This is a genomic window from Paenibacillus dendritiformis, assembly GCF_945605565.1.
GTDB lineage: Bacteria > Bacillota > Bacilli > Paenibacillales > Paenibacillaceae > Paenibacillus_B > Paenibacillus_B dendritiformis_A.
The window spans coordinates 2,162,925-2,179,850 of sequence record NZ_OX216966.1; the positions used below are offsets into that span (position 1 = coordinate 2,162,925).

Genomic DNA, 16,926 nt, shown 5'->3' on the forward strand with positions numbered 1-16,926 from the left:
CCGCAGACGAACAGCTGGGAGGGAATTACAAATGAAATTTAATACTATTGATGAAGCCAACCAGGCGGTAATTGACAAGATTTCCGGCGGCACGCCGTTCCTCGTCGATGCCGTGCCGGCTCACACCGTTATTCCGGAACTGGAAGGCAAGACGCTGCTGCATGCAGGTCCGCCGATCGCCTACCAAGACATGACGGGACCGATGCAAGGCTCATGCGTAGGCGCCGCGTTATTCGAGGGCTGGGCGAAGGACGAGGCTGAGGCCCGCGCCATGCTGGAACGGGGCGACATCCGCTTCATGCCGTGCCACCATGTGAAGGCCGTCGGACCGATGGGAGGCATCACGTCCGGCAATATGCCGGTATTCGTCGTCAAGAACCGCTCCGAAGGCAATGAAGCGTACTGCATTATGAATGAAGGCATCGGCAAGGTGCTTCGCTTCGGCGCTTATTCGGAAGAGGTCATCACGCGCCTGAGATGGATGAGGGACGTGCTCGGCCCGACGCTGTCCCGCGCGTTGAAGGCGACGGAGGAAGGTCTGAATCTGAATGTCATGATCGCGAAGGCGATTACGATGGGGGACGAATTCCATCAGCGCAACATCGCCGCTTCGCTTGTCTTTTTGAAGGAAATCAGCCCTTATATCGTTAGTTTGGATATGGATAAGCAAGAGATGCAGAGCGTCATTAAATTTTTGGCGGATACGGATCAGTTCTTCTTGAACATCATGATGGCGGCGTCCAAGGCTGTCATGGACGGTGCGCGCACGATCGAAGCCGGCACGGTGGTCACTGCGATGTGCCGTAATGGACGCGACTTCGGCATCCGCATCAGCGGCATGGGCGACGAATGGTTCACCGCGCCGGTGAACACGCCGCAGGGACTGTTCTTCACGGGCTACTCGCAAGAGGATGCCAACCCGGACATCGGCGACAGCGCGATTACGGAGACGTTCGGCGTCGGGGGGATGGCGATGATTGCCGCTCCGGGCGTAACTCGCTTCGTCGGGGCCGGCGGATTCCACGATGCGCTGGCGACGAGCAACGAGATGGTCGAGATCTCGATCGACCAAAATCCGAACTTCACGGTTCCAACCTGGAACTTCCGCGGCATTTGCCTCGGCATCGATGCGAGAAAGGTCGTAGAAACGGGAATTACGCCTGTAATTAATACCGGGATCGCCCATAAGGAGCCAGGTGTGGGACAGATCGGCGCAGGCACGGTCCGTCCGCCTGTCGAATGCTTCGAGAAGGCGCTGGAAGCGTATGCAGCCAAGCTCGGACTTCTGTAACACGCCGCAGCATACGCATTGTCTCAAGGGAGAGGAGATGGACGCCCAGCTTGGGGCGCTCCTCGCCCAGAGGCCGAAGGGCCGCGTCCACAGCATCTTCGAGAACGGCATCAACCTGGCGATGGGAGACTCGTTGATTTTTGTCGGCACGACGAAGAACGGCAGGCTTCCGTTCGGCATCCATATGGGGCAGGACAGCGTCAGCAGGCTGCGCCGCCATGTCCGGCTCGATGACACCGTCGTGGCTGAAGGGGCGGACACGATTCGCTTTCTCCATCCAGACGGTCCGCTGACGCTTGATCTGGCGCAGGCCGTCCCATTCCAGTATGAGATCCGATCGGATCGGTATCACTGTTTTCGTGATTTATTTCACGTAAACGAATTTATGAAAACCTGCCTCGCCTGGGGCGTGCCGACCGGACTCGATGTGGAATGGGACCGCTTTCTCGCGAATGAATACCGGCCGGATGAACCGCAGTACGCTGTGGTGCGGCAGGCGGAGCAGCTGCTTGACGGCCTGTTGTCCGGCGAGGTTCAAGCGGTCGAGGCGCCTTTGCGCTATTTTCTTGGGCGAGGGCCGGGACTGACGCCGTCGGGAGATGACTTTCTCGTCGGCGTGCTGGCCGTTCATAAGCTAACCGGCGCCTTTCATCCCGCGTGTGTGGCCAGCTTGCGTCATATGGTGGAGAGAGAAGCCATCACGACGGACGTCAGCAGAGCCTATTTGCTTCATGCGCTGCAAGGCCGCTTCAGCGACAAGGTCACCCGGGTGATGAACGCGATGGTAAGGGAAGATATGAAAGATATAGAAAACGCAGCTCCGCTCAATGCCAATCTTGAGCAGATGCTTCAGACCGGACACAGCTCCGGGATCGATACGGCATTCGGGATCGCCAGTGCCATCATGGCCCTTAGGAGGTAGGAAAGAACATGTCAAAACGAGTTGTGATCGCATTTGGGGGCAACGCCATCTTGCAGCCTCATCAAGCTGCAACCTATGAGAACCAGCTTGCCAATGTGCGCAGCAGCAGCAAGAAGATTGCCGATATCGTGGAAGCGGGCTACGAAGTCATCATTACGCACGGCAACGGCCCGCAGGTGGGATTGATTTTGCAGCAAAATGAAGAAGCGAAAGAGGTTGTTCCACCATTTCCATTGGACGTGTGCAGTGCGGAGTCTCAGGGCTTCATCGGATACATGATTGATCAATGCTTGAAAAACGAGCTGCGCAAGCGGGGGTTGCCGCAGCAGGTCGTCAGTGTGCTTACCCAGACGAGAGTATCACCGGAGGATGAAGCGTTCCTTCATCCAACGAAGCCGATCGGCGTCTTCTACACCGAGGAAGAAGCGAAGCGGCTGATGCAGGACAAAGGCTGGAACATGCAGGAAGATGCAGGCCGGGGGTGGAGACGCGTCGTGCCTTCGCCGCAGCCGCAATCGATTGTGGAGGCGGATACGATTATGAAGCTCGTCGCAAGCGGTGCCATTGTCATTGGCGCCGGCGGCGGAGGCATTCCGGTCGTGCAAGCCGAGGACGGCACGATTGCCGGGGTCGAAGCGGTGATTGACAAGGATCGCAGCGGTCTCAAATTGGCCCAGGAAGCGAACGCCGATATTTTTATGATGGTCACCGATGTGAAAAATGTCTATATTCATTACGGCAAGCCGGAGCAGAAGGCGCTGGGGCATATCACTACGGAAGAAGCCAAGCAATATGTCCGGGAAGGGCATTTCTCCAGCGGCAGCATGGGGCCGAAGATGGAGGCCGCCCTGGCATTTGCGGAACTTGGCAAGCACGCTATCATTTGCTCGCTTGACGATGCCGCTCTGGCTCTTCAAGGAACAACCGGAACGCATATTTCCTAATATAGTACAGGCAACCGACAGGCTGCGCAAAGCGGAAGAAGACCGCTTGCGCAGCCTTTTTCTTCGATACAAGCCTTGCATCACCGCTCATCCCGCTGAATATAGTGGAAGTGGCAGCATAAATTTTTCCTTACAAGTTTTTTACAATCCGATCATCGTCTGTTAACAATACGCCCGTACATTGAATAGGTGCGGCAAAAAAGGGGGGAAACGTCCCGCGCATGCATGCAGAATCCGGCCCGCCGGCCGGGAAGAATCAACGAACAGTCCGGGGGACTGCACGAAAAGGAGCTTGATTACGAAATGGATATGAAATCATGGCTGCGGCCGCTGCTGGCCGGCGCGCTCGCTATCAGCCTGACAGCGTGCTCCGGCGGAGAAGGAGCAGGGACCACGGCGGATGTAAAGGAGCCGCCTGCCGGCTTGAAGGAAGACACGACGCCGGTGACCATTCAATACTGGCATGCTCATGCCGAAGCCCAGATCGAAGGCTTGAATGCGCAGATAACGGCGTTTCAGAAGAAATATCCGCATATTACGGTCGAACCCGTCTATCAGGGAGGATATGGGGATCTACATAAAAAATTGCAGGCGGCGGTCGCGGCCAATGACGTGCCGGACGTGACCAACGTGGAGGTCGCTTCGCTTCCGAACTTCGCCGAGGGCGGCGTGTTCGCCGATCTGACGCCATGGATCGAGCGTGACAAGGTGGAGCTGGACGACTTCGCTTCCGGGATGCTGAAGGCGTATGCCTACCAAGGGAAGCAGTACGGCTTCCCGCTTATCGTCAGCACGAGCGTATTCATCTATAACAAGACGCTGCTAGATGAGCTGGGCGTGGAGCCGCCGCAGACATGGGGCGAGATCGACGCCTTCAACGCGAAGGTCGCCAAGCGGGACAACGGCAAGACCACTCGTTATGCCTTCTCGGTGCCGGGCTGGGATACCTGGTATTATGATCCGTGGCTGATCAACGGCGGCGGCCGCATCCTGTCCGAAGACGGAAGCGAAGCCGCGGTGCAGACGCCGGAATCGCTCCGGTATGTGGAGAATTTCCACCGTTGGCTGAAGGAAGGCGTCATCCATATGGGCTACGGCAAAGGCGCCTCCGACAATATGCGCCAGATGTTCCTCGGCGGTGAGATCGCCATGGTGCAGCATACGTCGGCCATGCTGAAGATGTACCGCGAGAATGCCGGCTTCGAGGTCGGGGTGTCCTTCCTGACGGGAGATCAGGTGCGCACCTCGAATATCGGGGGCGCCGGCATCGTCATGATGGACGGCATCAAGGATGACAAGAAGAGGGAAGCCGCCTGGAAATTCATTCAGTTCATGACATCGGCCGAACAAAATATTGCTTGGGCGGAATCGGTCGGATATTTGCCGACGCGGAAGTCGGCCATCGCCTCGGAGGAAGGACAAGCTTACTTTTCCAGATGGCCGCAGTACAAAGCGGTGTTCGATCATTTCGATAATGTGACCCCGCGCCTGCAGCATCCCGCTTATCCGGAATTCAGCGAGGTGTACAAAGAAGTGATCGGCGAAATGATTTTGAACGGGGCGGATCCGGTGCCAATGATGAAGGATGCCGCAGCCAAAATCAATGACATCCTGGCGGAGCATGAGTGATGGGCATGCGGGATGAGACGTTCACCCATTCGGTACCAACAGGGCAGGAGGCGGCGAAGGCCGCCCCGGCTCGCTTGCGGCGGAGCCGAAGACAACGGCGGGAGAGCTGGAAGGACCTGTCCTTTGCGCTGCCGGCGCTCGGATTTCTGGCTGTGTTCCTGTATTACCCTCTGCTGAATTCTATCTATATCAGCATGACGAATTGGAACATGACGCGTCCAACGCAGAAATTCGTTGGCGCCAACAATTATGTATGGCTGTTGAACAATGAAGACTTCTATCATTCGCTCAAAGTGACCTTGCTCTACACGGTGATGGACGTCGCCGGCACGCTCGGCATCGGGCTGCTGCTTGCCCTGCTTTTCAATGTTGCGTCTTCACGTCTGTTCGGCTTCATGCGGGGCATTGTCTTCATGCCGCATTATATTTCGATGGTCGTCGCGGCGATGGTCTTCACATGGATTTACAACGGGCAGTACGGCTTGCTGAACAGTCTGTTGAATGCGTTCGGCTTCGACTCGGTCGGGTGGCTGGTCGATCCGTCCACGGCGCTGCCGGCGCTGGTCGCCGTCTCTGTCTGGAAGGGAGTCGGCTTCGCGATGATTCTGTTCATCGCGGGGATACGGGGCATCCCGATGGAGTACTATGAAGCGGCCGCCATCGATGGCGCGGACCGGGTGCGGCAGTTCTGGCATATTACGCTGCCGCTGCTGTCTCCGATGACGCTGTTCCTGCTGATTACAACGTTCATCTCGTCGATGCAGGTGTTCCAATCCATCGACATTATGACGAACGGGGGGCCGCTCAAGGCGACCAATGCGATCGTCTATTGGATTTACACGATGGCGTTCGTCGAGTTCAAGACGGGACGGGCGATGGCGCTCGTGATGGTGATGTTCGTCATTATTTTGGTGCTCGCCTTGCTGCAATGGTGGGCGAGCCGGAAGAAGGTGCATTATGAGGGATAACCGCATGGCGGGCCAACGGAACAGGAAGCTGATGCATGCCGGCCGCCTTGCGCTTGCCGTCATCGTCACCGCTCTGCTGTTCTTCCCGGTCTATTGGCTCATTGTCAGCTCGCTGAAGACGCAGCAGGAGATGCGGCTTGCGGTGCCCACCTTCTGGCCGCATACCTTCTCCTGGAGCAACTATGCCGAGGCGTTCCGGATTATTCCTTATGCGCGCTTCTTCGGCAATACGCTTCTCATGTCCGCAGGCATCGTCTTGCTCCAATTGAATGTGGCGCTGCTGGCCGCGTTCGCGTTCGCCAAAGGCAGTTTTCGCGGCAAGGAAGTCTTGTTCTTCCTCGTGCTGGCGGCCATGATCGTGCCGGATCAGGTGACGTTCGTGCCCGTCTATGTCATGATGTCGAAGCTCAACTGGCTGGACACGTTCTGGGCGTTAATCATTCCGCACGGGGCGTCCGCGTATGGAATCTTCCTGCTCCGGCAAGCATTCAAATCGGTCAACAACGATGTGCTGGAAGCGGCGCGTGTGGACGGAGGAGGGCGGCTGACGCTGCTGTACCGGATATTGCTGCCGATGACGATGCCTACCGTCGTGACCTTGGCGGTGCTGCAATTCATCAGCGCCTGGAATTCTTATTTCTGGCCGCTCATCATGACCAATTCGAATGACATGCGCGTGCTTACCGTCGGCATCAGCATGCTGCGCGATTCGATTGCCGGCGATGAAGCGATGTACTTCCATATTATTATGGCCGCCAGCGTCATGGCGATTGTGCCCATCGTCATTCTGTTCACGTTCATGCAGAAGCATATCGTCTCCGCGATGGCCAACTCCACCTTCAAATAAAGGATGGCCCCAGCCATCGGCACAAAAAAAGGGATGCCGCCAGCCTCTTCAGGCCGGTGGCATCCCTTGTCCGTGCAGGGAGGGCAATTAGAACACTTGAACGACTTCCGTAATGCCTTCCACTTCTTCTACCAATGCGCGTTCAATACCCGCTTTGAGGGTAATGGTGGAGCTTGGGCAGCTGCCGCATGCGCCCATCAGGCGCAATTTGACAATACCGTCCTCGACGTCGACCAATTCGACATCCCCGCCGTCACGCTGCAGGAACGGACGCAGTTTATCCAGCACTTCCAGCACTTCATCATACGTGCTGTTCTGTGTTTGTTCACTCATCTTTCGCCAACTCCTTTCATCCATGCTCCTTTTATTATATTATAAAGCTATTCGAAATCAAAGGCACTACATGAAAGCGGGGAAATATCTATGCGTCCGATCATTGAGTTATGCGTGAATAACGTGCATCAGGGAACGGACCAGTTGATGAAGCGGCTCGCCGCTCTTCCGGAGGTCGATGTGATCGAATACGGCTGCCTCGGCAACTGCGGAGAGTGCTTCCTGTTCCCATATGCGTATGTGAACGGGGAGATTGTGGCGGCGGAGACCGCGGAGCAATTATATGATGTGATTATGGAGCAAGTTAGGGAAATACAAGCATGGGAGCAGCCGGACGCCGATTGACGCCGCTGCTCCCATGCTTTGTATAAGGGTTATCCGAAATGCTGCTTGGACATCCACAGCACGCCGCTCTTGATGACGCGCGGAACGTAGCCGACCATCGTGCGCTTGCCGAGCAAGCCGAAGCCGGCCTTTTTGCCGAGGGAGCCGAGCACGCCTTTGAGCTTGATTTTGCCCAGATGCGGCGTCTCGTTCTTCCAGATCGCCTTGATGACATCGGCAATCTGTTCTCCCTGGGCTCCGGCCGCTTGCGCGCTCGGGGAGAACGGCAAGCTGGCGCAGTCGCCCACGACGAATACGTTCGGATAATCCGGAATCTGATGGTACGCATTCAGCAGCACGCGCCCTTGCGGATCTTTGGGCACCTGAAGCGCCTGGACGACCTCTACCGGCTGTATGCCGGCGGTCCATACCGTAGCGTGAGACAGAATCTCCTCTTCCTTGTCCTCCGTTCGGTTATAGATGACGCCCTTGTCCAGGCGGCTGACATGAACATGCGAGCGGAGCTCCACATCATGCTCCTGGAACCATTCGGACACATAGCGGGACAGCTTCTCCGGGAAGGCGGACAGCACCCGTCCGCCCCGATCCAGTATCCGGATGTTCAGATCGGGACGGCTCTCTCTCAATTCCGCCGCTGTCTCGACCCCGCTTAGTCCGCCACCGACGATGCTGACCTGCCCGTATGGCTTTACGTCGTTCAAGCGCTGATAGGTCTGTCTCGTGCTGGAGAGCGATTGAATGCTGCAGCCGAACTGCTCCGCGCCGGGGATGCCATGGAACTTGTCCGTGCAGCCCAGGCCAATCGCCAAATAATCGTATGCCATCGCATCATCATGCTCGAAATGAATGAGCCGATTGTCCAAATCGATGGCTTGGACATTGCCGTAATGAAGCTGGACGCGCGGATCGGTCGGAAAGGACACGCGAATATCGATATCCGGAACCGTCCCGGCCGCCAGCGCGTAGTACTCGGTCTTCAATCCTTGGTATGGCATGCGGTCAATCAATACAAGCTGTACGTCAGAAGGCAGATCGCCTTCTAACAACCGTTGAATAATGGCCAATCCTCCGTAACCGCCACCTAATATGACGTATCGTTTCATCCGTTCGACTTCCCCCTATGATGCCGGAATAATAGATAAAGTGCCGTCATCGACAGCGCCTACGTCGTATGGCTCCTCTCCACAAAACGGGTTGCTCGTGCACTGATGTCTGTCTATTCTATCTATTTATCTCTGTTCTTATCTCCAAAATCGAAGCTTGACCTGAAACCCCAGGCTATTCGTATACCTTCACTTCATTGTAGAAGGTGTCGCGCTCTACCGGAATCCGGCCTGCGCCCTTCACGAGCCAGATCAGTTCGTCGCGCGTCAATCCTTCCGGCGTCAGCGCGCCTGCGGCATGGCTGATCCGTTCCTTGACGAGCGTGCCGTGCACGTCGGAGGCGCCGAAGGTGAGGGCGACCTGGGTCAACTGCGTGCCGATGTTGATGAAATACGCCTTGATATGCTGAATATTGTCCAGCATGAGACGGCTGATCGCGATCGTCTTCAAGTCCTCGTACGCGGAGTTGCGCCGCTTGATGCTTGCTTTCGGACTCTTCGGCTGCATCGAGAGTGGTATGAATACCTGGAAACCGTTCGTCTCGTCCTGCAATTCACGAATACTCATCATGTGGCGCACCCGATCCTCATGCGATTCGATCGCGCCGTAGAGCATCGTGGTGTGCGTCTTCATGCCCAACTGGTGCGCCGTGCGGTGCACCTCCAGATACCGGTCGACGCCGGCCTTCTCCACGCGCATCTTCTTGCGGTATTCATCCGATAGAATCTCCGCGCCGCCCCCCGTCAGCGACTCCAGACCGGCGTCCATCAGCTGGCGCAGCACTTCTTCGATGCTCAAGCCGCTGATGCGGGTGAAGAAGTCGATTTCGGCAGCCGTATACGCTTTGAGCGTGACTTGCGGATATTTCTCCTTCAGCACGCGCAAGGAATCGACATAGTATTGGAACGGCACATGCGGGTTATGGCCGCCCACGATGTGGAATTCCCTTACACCCGGATGAATGTGCTGGTCGACATAATCGATCATTTCCTGCCCCGACAGCGTGTACGATCCTTCTTCTCCCTGATCCTTGCGGAAATTGCAGAAGGCGCAGTGCGCTTCGCAGACGTTGGTAAAATAGAGAGACATATTCTCGATGAAATATACTTTCTTCCCATTCTTGCGCAAATTCGCGAGATTCGCCAATTGACCCAAGGTCAACAAGTCGTCCGTCTCATACAAATATACACCGTCTTCCAGCGTCAAGCGTTCCCCACGCTCGACCTTGTCCACTATTTCGGCCATGCGGGTATCCGCATGACGGGCGATGACCGTTGTCATGCACAGGCCTCCTTCTCATTCATCTGCTCCTGGCCATCACTGGCATTCGGATGCGGGCACTGCATTCGGCGCTTGCGCGAACGCAGGAGCGGCGCATCGGATCCGATAGGCCGGTTACCGCCAGACGTTCGGCACGCGTCCGCCTTGCCCGGCCGAGCAGTCGTGCGCCAGCCGGTGGGCCGGCGCGGTCCATTTCCGAACAAAATAAAAACTCCTCGGCGAAATGTTGATTCCGTCGGAGGATTCAGTGAAACATATCACAGCTTCCGTAGTCACCTTCATTATACTCTTGCCTTCCAGAAGGGGCAATACATGATACGGGATAGCGGGAAACGGGAGATCGTTCTCTTGTAACGATCCGATGGGATGGGTATACTTAATACTACAAGGAGGGATTAGAATGATTACAATCAGCGATCAAGCGGTTGAGAAAATAGAGGAAATGATGGCCCAGGAGGAGAATCCGGCTTTGTTCCTGCGCATCGGCGTGCATGCCGGCGGCTGCAGCGGCTTCTCTTACGGCATGGGGCTGGACGATCAGGAGAGCGCCGATGACGTGCATATGACCTTCGGCCAGGTGAAGGTCGTCGTCGACAAAGAGAGCATCCCTTTCTTGAACGGACTCGTTATTGACTATAAGGAGTCGGGAATGTCCGGCGGCTTCACGATCGACAACCCGAACGCCATCGCCACCTGCGGCTGCGGCGCGAGCTTCCGTACCGCCCTTGCTCAGGGCAAGGCGGAGAAGTGTGACGATTGACGCCACGTCGTATTAGTACGGTTAATCACGGCCTCTCTAGCGGTAGATTCGTTACATTACCGTTACGGGAGGTTTTTGTTTGCTGATGTTCTGCCTATTTTGCGATATACCTGCATAAAAGAAATAGACCGCCCTCAGAAAAGGTTAATGGTCTATTCCTTTACTACTTTTCACAGCCACCGCCTTTGAAGCGGCTATTGCACTGGAGTCGTGTTACCGCACGGCTCCTTTTCTATTTATACGATAACATAGCGGTTTGTATACGCCACCCGTCGGGAACGTTTCCAATCGTTATGATCGTATACCATCACTATCGAACATCAACTTCACTTTCGGATACGGTATCCACAAAACGAAGCGAGTCGCTTGAAAAATGAAAAGGAAAAAGTTGCTCTTAGCCTTCCGTGGGGGCAATGCCTGCGCCTAGGGAGTTTTCTTATAAAAAACCTCCAGTTCCCGTGAAAAGGGCTGGAGGTTCTTCGCATCGTGTCGGCCCAGAATTGGGGAAGGGGAGAGCGCTATTGCCGCGCAGGCTCCTTGAGCGTCTTGCCGAGCAGGACCATGAGCCAGATGATGGCGGCGCCCACAATCGCATGCCCCAGTCCGGCCATATGGTTCAGGCCGTTCATGTCCCGGCCGAGCACCTGCAGGATGCCGCGCGTTGTCATCGTGCCGATCGTCATCAGCATGCCGGCATTGTACACATAGTACCACGCTGTGAACGAGCGGACTTCGTGCACGCGGAACAGGCGCGCCAGGATGAGGAGCACGAGGAAGAAGAGGAAGCCGAGCACGAGCAGATGGGTATGCAGCGGCTTCAGCATCGTATAGTCCGTAAAACCGTTCAACTTGGTGAACTCTCTGAAAAAAACACCGGCTAATAGCCCGAGCACAGCATAAATAAATGATGTCACATACAGCTTTTTCATGGTGCATTACCTCTCTCCATGTCATTTTGGGGGAGCTGCTTGCTGCCCGGCATCAGATTGCCCAGGGCAGCGGCCGAGGCGGGAGCAAGCTGCCGGAGCTCCTATCGACTCTGCGTTCGCGCTGTTCTGACGGGAGGGCAGCAGGCTCCGTCCCCTGCTTGTATTTTCGCGTCTCTACCAGACATTGTAACTGCCTCGTATGAACGGAATATGAACGGAAGGTAACAAAATCGGGGGCTCGGAGCCGCGGCGCCGCCGTATGGAATGCTGCCTGCGAGGATCCGGACAGGCCATGCCTCGCTAGGCGGAAGCGCCGGAAGGCTTGGCCGGCAGCAGAACGGTGAACGCCGTCCCTTCCCCGACGGCGCTCGCGGCGCGAATCGATCCGCCGTGCAAGTGAACGATGCGCTCGGCGATGGAGAGACCGAGGCCGGTTCCGCTCTGCGATCCCCGCTCCGGAGAGCTTGATTTGTAGAAGCGGTCGAAAATATAGGGAAGATCCTCCGCGGCGATGCCTTTGCCGGTATCGCGAATGACCACCTCGGCGCTTCCATGCTCATTTATTCCACATTGTACATAAAGGCCTCCGCCCGTATCTGTAAACTTGATCGCATTGGCCAGCAGGTTCATCCACACTTGATGGAGCAGGCCGGCATCGCCGGACATCTCCGTCTTCTCAAGCTCGAGATGGAGCTCCAGCTCCTTCTCCGACCATTGGGGCTCGAGCGTAATCAACAGCTCCCGGAGCTGCTCATCAAGCCGGAACGCTACCCTCTTGAGCGCCTCCTGGCCGCGATCAAGCGAGGCGAGCGTCAGCAGCTGCCGGCTGAGCCCGGACAAGCGATCGCTCTCCACCGCGATAATATGGAGATAGTTGCGTTCCTCTTCCGGAGGCAGCGGATGTTCGAGCAATTGGACGGCCAGCCCGCGAATTGACGTAAGCGGGGACTGAATCTCATGGGACACGTTGGCGACGAACTGCTTCCGCATCGTGTCCGCCTGCTCGATCGATTGGGCCATTCGCGTGAACCGGCGGGCCAGTTCTCCGATCTCGTCCTGGCGGTGGACGTCAAGCCGCACATCATATTGGCCGCGCTCGAGCTCGGTGGTTGCCTTCGCCAGCCGGTTGACCGGGCGGACGATGTACCGGGACTTGATGGCGATAAGCACGAGGCTGAAGCCGAAGGTTACGGCCAGCAGCACGGCCAGCAGCAGGCGGATCTCCTCTGTCTGCTGCACCATATCCGGGCGGATGAACAGCGCATGGCGGCCGGCCTGCGCTTCCAGCAGGAGACCGTAACTGAACTCCAACTTGTTCTCGAAAATATTCGGGATGAACCACCGCTGCTTGTTCTCCAGCAGTCCCTTGTATACTTGGCCGTCAAGCACGCGCCGCACGACTCCCTCCGGCAAGGAGGCATCCTTGAAGGCGCGGCCGAATGCGGCCGCTTGCCCGTCCTCGTTGAACACATAGAGCTGGTACCCCATCCCGGAGAGATGCTCCATATAGGATGCGAGCTTGTCCGGGGGCGATTCCTTGGCGAAAAAGGTGATGGAACGCCCGATATCCTGCATCTTCTCCTCATAATGGAGATTGAGCGTATGGCTGTAAGCCAGATTGGCCGTCAGGAGGCCAACCGCGAAGCTGAGCAGCACAATGACGACGGAGCTGGTCACAATCGTCGCATATAAGGATCTCATGCGTCGCGAACCTCCAGCTTATAGCCGAGTCCCCGGATGGTGACGATGCGGAAGTCATCTGTTGCCTCATGCAGCCGCTCCCGCAGACGCTTAATATGGACATCGATGGTCCGGCTGTCGCCGGTGAAGTCGGCGCCCCAGATCTGATCGAGCAGCTGGTCGCGCGTGAACAATCTTCCGGGATGGCCGGCCAGCTGCGCCAGCAGCTCGAATTCCTTGCGGGGCAAGGTCCATTCCTGCCCGCCGGTCGTCACCAGATAGCTCGCTCTGTCGATGATCGTGCCGTGGAAGCGGATCGTTGAGGCCGAGACGAGCTGATAGCGCCGCAGGAGCGCCTTCATCCGGAACAGAAGCTCCTTCGGCTCGAACGGCTTTACCAGATAATCGTCGGTACCGGCTTCATAGCCGGCGGCCTTATCCTCCAGCTCTCCGCGGGCCGTGAGCAAAATGACCGGAATATCGTAATGCCGGCGGATATCGGCGCAGAGCGTCCAACCGTCCACGCCGGGCATCATGACATCGACAACGGCGATATGCACCGTTTCTTTTTCCAACAGTAGAGAAGCCTTCAGGCCGTCAGCCGCCTCAACTACCTCATATTGCTCCCGTTCGAGAATCAAGCGCAGCAGCGCGCGAATATGCGGATCGTCGTCCGCGACAAGCACTCGAATGCGCATCCGTAGGCACCACCTTGAATGTAATTATTTTCACATAATACGGAGACGACGGCTCTCCATATAGCAAATCCTTGGAACCGCGAATGGCGGCTCCAAGGATCTCGTTGTTCGCTACAAAAACGTTTTGTCGATCATTAACGCAATCAAATAAAAGCAAAATAAGGAAAATAACCAGCATCCTGTCCCAAGCAAGCGATGTTGCTTTTTCCAAAATTGAAAACCGAGTGCCAATATTCCGGCATTGGCCAGAATCAGCACCACGGACATGCCTACAATGGCAATCCAATACAGCACTTCAAATACGGCGGCCGTCGTCATGGAAAGTCGCTCCCATCTTCATTATTGCAATCCCTCTCAACCTTATCCATACGATACCATCCCGCATGCGGCAATGACAAGCCGATGAGACGGCGAAATGTGTCGATGTGAAGCGCTTCGGACGAACGAAGCGGAAGCGGAGAGGGCATGTTCCCAAAATAAGGCGCGCGCCGTGGACAATCATCCAAGAATCATCAGGCGACATTGAGTATGTATAAACGAGAAGCACGTAGACGAAAGGGGATAGACGCATGGAAGGACGGCAGTTGGCCAGCAAATGGCTGAAGACGGAAGCGCTGCTTGGACATTCGCAGGTTGCGGATCATATCCCGGCCACGAGGGTGTACAACACCTCCAATTTGCATCAAATGTTGAACCAATACGGATTTGTCGTCATCAAGCCGGTCGTGGGCGGCGGCGGAACCGGCGTCATCAAAGTCACCCTGGAAGACGGAAATTATGCGTACACCTATATGTCGAAGACGCGCTCCTTTACCGGGTTCGATGCGATGGTCCGCTCGCTCTCCACGGTGAAGAAGAAGCGCAGGTACATTATTCAGCGCGGCATCCGGCTAGCTTCGATTAGCGGGAGACCGATCGATTACCGGGTCAAATTCGTGAAGACGAGGGGAAGATGGATCTGCCGGGGCGTCGTCGGCAGGCTCGCGCGCCATGGCCTCTTCGTGACGAATCTATGCAGAGGCGGGACGCAGCTCAGCGGGGCTGATGGCATTCGCCGCTCCTTGTCCGGCCGGATGGTCCGATCGAAGAAGCGGGAGATGATGCATATTTCGCGGATGTGCACCCGCATATTGGAGGGGAAGTATCCTGGCATTAGCCAGCTCGGCTATGATTACGGGATCGACAAATCCGGACATATCTGGATCTTTGAAGTGAATACGCGCCCGCAATAGCGAACATTCGCGAAGCGGGCGGCTTCCGCGCTTACGGCCAATAGAGTGATAGATTTCATTTAGGATGAACAAGATTATGATTAAAGATTTTTATCCAAAATTCAACAAAAATAGATGTGAATAAAGCTATCCACATCATCCCCAATGATTCAAGTCCTTTTTCGACGGTTATCAACAAGTTAAACACATATCTTCCACAGGTGGCTGTGGATAACGGAACGCTTGTTCCTGAGAAATCACCATGATATGATGATGGGGCATTAAGGAAACTTTTAGGAAAGGTTGTGATTAGGATGGCTTTGCTCTCCGATGAATTGCTTATGGATTCCTATGAGCAGGCAATCAAGCTAGGTCTAGATGATGACTTCATCGCGCTGCTGCTTGCCGAAATTCAGAAACGCCGCCTGCATCCGACCCTCTTCCATAAACCGGTGCGCAGATAGAATAGCCGGTTATTCGTGATCCTTACTCCCAAGACAGGCCATTGACGGTTGAGGACGTATTACAGTGCTCACAATATAAGATATGCACGCACAGCCGTCTGCTAGAACGATCCTTGATATGGATCGGGAGCGTCTCATGGTCGTCCTCCGCTTGGAAATAAGGAGAGTAAGGTCCATAATAATCTTCCAGTTTGCCGCTGTCGACGGCTGGGTTCAAACAGTTCGGACATTGAAAAAGCATGTGACTGGTTATGCCGTTGCATAGTGGACAAACATGAAACAAGGGTATCCTCCTCCGTTACATACAGAATAGGAGTAGGATACCCTTTCTTTCCTTTTCTCATGACAAGCCGTAATGAGTACGCGATCTGCGAGGTTATGCCGCCGTCAGGCCGGCAGCTTACATCTTCATGTTGCTGCTGTGGCCCGGGGACAGCTTGGCCGTCGGATCGATATACACCTTCGCGTTGTTCACCGCTGTTGGCGCTTCGCCGAAGCCGACCGCAATCAATTTCAGCTTGCCGGGATATGTCGTAATATCGCCTGCCGAGAATATGCCTGGAATGTTGGTCTCCATCCGGGTATCGACGATAATCGATCCGCCTTCAATGTTCAATCCCCATTCGGCAATCGGCCCCAACGAGGATACGAATCCGAAGTTAACGATGACCGCATCGACATCGATATCCATCGAGCCCTTGCTCTTCGTATCGGTGATGGTCACCCGTTCCACGCGTCCCGCGTTTCCGTGCAGGGCGGTAATCTCCTTCGGCGTCAGCACTTGCACCTTGGAGTTCATCAATTGCTCGACGCTGTGCTCATGGGCGCGGAATTTGTCGCGGCGGTGAATCAAGGTCACCTGCTCCGCGATCGGCTCCAGCATCAAGGCCCAGTCTACGGCGGAATCGCCGCCGCCGCTGATCAGCACGCGCTGACCTTTGTACTGATGCAGATCGCTGACGAAATAGTGCAGGTTCGACTTCTCGTACTGCGCGGCTTCCGGCAGTTCGAGCCGGCGCGGTTCGAAGGCGCCCACGCCCGCGGTGATGATCACGGCCTTGGCGTGATGGACCTGCTTATCCGTCGTAATCGCGAAGAGGCGCTCGTCGAGCTTCTCGACCTTAAGCACTTTCTCTTCCAAGCGCACATCAGGGTGGAAATGATCCATCTGCTGCTTGAGCTGATTGACGAGTTCCTGAGCCGTAACCTTCGGGAATCCGGCTACGTCGTAAATGTATTTCTCGGGGTACAGGGCTGCTAACTGTCCTCCTAATTGAGGCATGCTCTCAAGCAGCCGCACGGATGCTTGGCGCATGCCGCCGTAGAAGGCGGCAAACATTCCGGCAGGACCGCCACCAATAATAAGAATATCTACAATATCTTGTTGTGAAGCTGGCTGTGTATCCAAGGCAGAGCACCTCCAAAATGACGATGTCTGACCACGTGATCATGGTCATTGTGCAATCCGGCACATTATCCATTATAAACCTAGTACGGAGAGAAGGAAACAATGCATTTGA

The 16,926-nt window shown here is 55.8% G+C and carries 18 protein-coding genes; 10 read left to right on the forward strand and 8 right to left on the reverse strand.

Features of this window, described 5'->3' with window-relative positions:
- Positions 1-31 precede the first annotated feature (31 nt).
- From NNL35_RS09405 to NNL35_RS09430, 6 genes are all read left to right on the forward strand, one after another.
- The gene (locus tag NNL35_RS09405; RefSeq protein ID WP_006676079.1) at positions 32-1,291 is read left to right on the forward strand and encodes a YlbE family protein; all 1,260 of its coding nucleotides are present in this window, start codon (positions 32-34) and stop codon (positions 1,289-1,291) included.
- The gene (locus tag NNL35_RS09410) at positions 1,266-2,213 is read left to right on the forward strand and encodes an oxamate carbamoyltransferase subunit AllH family protein (RefSeq protein ID WP_006676078.1); all 948 of its coding nucleotides are present in this window, start codon (positions 1,266-1,268) and stop codon (positions 2,211-2,213) included. Before NNL35_RS09405 ends, NNL35_RS09410 begins: the two co-directional genes overlap by 26 nt.
- Before the next feature lie 8 nt (positions 2,214-2,221).
- Positions 2,222-3,157, forward strand: coding sequence for a carbamate kinase (gene arcC, locus NNL35_RS09415; RefSeq protein WP_006676077.1), 936 nt, complete (start codon positions 2,222-2,224; stop codon positions 3,155-3,157).
- A gap of 303 nt (positions 3,158-3,460) precedes the next feature.
- Positions 3,461-4,786 carry an ABC transporter substrate-binding protein gene (locus NNL35_RS09420; RefSeq protein WP_040730654.1) on the forward strand — a complete coding sequence of 442 codons (1,326 nt, stop codon included), beginning with the start codon at positions 3,461-3,463 and terminating at the stop codon, positions 4,784-4,786.
- Positions 4,786-5,754, forward strand: coding sequence for a carbohydrate ABC transporter permease (locus NNL35_RS09425; protein WP_006676075.1), 969 nt, complete (start codon positions 4,786-4,788; stop codon positions 5,752-5,754). The genes NNL35_RS09420 and NNL35_RS09425 overlap by 1 nt, the downstream gene beginning before the upstream one ends.
- A complete protein-coding gene (locus NNL35_RS09430) occupies positions 5,744-6,601 on the forward strand; it encodes a carbohydrate ABC transporter permease (protein ID WP_040730622.1) in 858 nt (285 codons plus the stop codon). The genes NNL35_RS09425 and NNL35_RS09430 overlap by 11 nt, the downstream gene beginning before the upstream one ends.
- An 87-nt stretch (positions 6,602-6,688) precedes the next feature.
- Here the strand turns inward: NNL35_RS09430 and NNL35_RS09435 are convergent, their stop codons facing one another.
- Positions 6,689-6,934, reverse strand: coding sequence for a NifU family protein (locus NNL35_RS09435; protein WP_006676073.1), 246 nt, complete (start codon positions 6,932-6,934; stop codon positions 6,689-6,691).
- Between the two features lie 90 nt (positions 6,935-7,024).
- Here NNL35_RS09435 and NNL35_RS09440 point away from each other — a divergent pair, with 90 nt between their 5' ends.
- On the forward strand, positions 7,025-7,279 hold the full coding sequence (locus NNL35_RS09440; RefSeq protein ID WP_006676072.1) for a YuzB family protein: 255 nt from the start codon (positions 7,025-7,027) through the stop codon (positions 7,277-7,279).
- Between the two features lie 29 nt (positions 7,280-7,308).
- Here the strand turns inward: NNL35_RS09440 and NNL35_RS09445 are convergent, their stop codons facing one another.
- Both NNL35_RS09445 and mqnE read right to left on the reverse strand, forming a co-directional pair.
- Entirely contained in the window at positions 7,309-8,382 is a 1,074-nt protein-coding gene (locus NNL35_RS09445; RefSeq protein ID WP_040730619.1) for an NAD(P)/FAD-dependent oxidoreductase, read from the reverse strand.
- A 175-nt stretch (positions 8,383-8,557) separates the two neighbouring features.
- A complete protein-coding gene (gene mqnE, locus NNL35_RS09450) occupies positions 8,558-9,664 on the reverse strand; it encodes an aminofutalosine synthase MqnE (protein ID WP_006676070.1) in 1,107 nt (368 codons plus the stop codon).
- 400 nt (positions 9,665-10,064) lie between these two features.
- Here mqnE and NNL35_RS09455 point away from each other — a divergent pair, with 400 nt between their 5' ends.
- Complete coding sequence (locus NNL35_RS09455; protein ID WP_006676068.1) at positions 10,065-10,424, forward strand: HesB/IscA family protein; 360 nt, start codon at positions 10,065-10,067, stop codon at positions 10,422-10,424.
- Between the two features lie 518 nt (positions 10,425-10,942).
- On the opposite strand, the gene NNL35_RS09460 is transcribed toward NNL35_RS09455, so the two are convergent.
- From NNL35_RS09460 to NNL35_RS09475, 4 genes are all read right to left on the reverse strand, one after another.
- On the reverse strand, positions 10,943-11,353 hold the full coding sequence (locus NNL35_RS09460) for a DUF2871 family protein (protein ID WP_006676067.1): 411 nt from the start codon (positions 11,351-11,353) through the stop codon (positions 10,943-10,945).
- Positions 11,354-11,653: 300 nt separating this feature from the next.
- Positions 11,654-13,054, reverse strand: a complete 1,401-nt coding sequence (locus NNL35_RS09465) for a sensor histidine kinase (RefSeq protein WP_006676066.1) — start codon at positions 13,052-13,054, stop codon at positions 11,654-11,656.
- The gene (locus NNL35_RS09470) at positions 13,051-13,731 is read right to left on the reverse strand and encodes a response regulator transcription factor (protein WP_006676065.1); all 681 of its coding nucleotides are present in this window, start codon (positions 13,729-13,731) and stop codon (positions 13,051-13,053) included. Before NNL35_RS09470 ends, NNL35_RS09465 begins: the two co-directional genes overlap by 4 nt.
- Positions 13,732-13,842: 111 nt before the next feature.
- Positions 13,843-14,049: a hypothetical protein gene (locus NNL35_RS09475; protein ID WP_006676064.1), complete on the reverse strand. Its 207-nt coding sequence runs from the start codon at positions 14,047-14,049 to the stop codon at positions 13,843-13,845.
- Between the two features lie 251 nt (positions 14,050-14,300).
- On the opposite strand from NNL35_RS09475, the gene NNL35_RS09480 reads away from it, so the two are divergent.
- Both NNL35_RS09480 and sda read left to right on the forward strand, forming a co-directional pair.
- Entirely contained in the window at positions 14,301-14,963 is a 663-nt protein-coding gene (locus NNL35_RS09480) for a YheC/YheD family protein (protein WP_006676063.1), read from the forward strand.
- 293 nt (positions 14,964-15,256) lie between these two features.
- Positions 15,257-15,406 carry a sporulation histidine kinase inhibitor Sda gene (gene sda, locus NNL35_RS09485; protein WP_006676062.1) on the forward strand — a complete coding sequence of 50 codons (150 nt, stop codon included), beginning with the start codon at positions 15,257-15,259 and terminating at the stop codon, positions 15,404-15,406.
- Positions 15,407-15,806: 400 nt separating this feature from the next.
- Here the strand turns inward: sda and NNL35_RS09490 are convergent, their stop codons facing one another.
- Complete coding sequence (locus NNL35_RS09490; protein ID WP_006676061.1) at positions 15,807-16,814, reverse strand: NAD(P)/FAD-dependent oxidoreductase; 1,008 nt, start codon at positions 16,812-16,814, stop codon at positions 15,807-15,809.
- Positions 16,815-16,926: the final 112 nt, after the last annotated feature.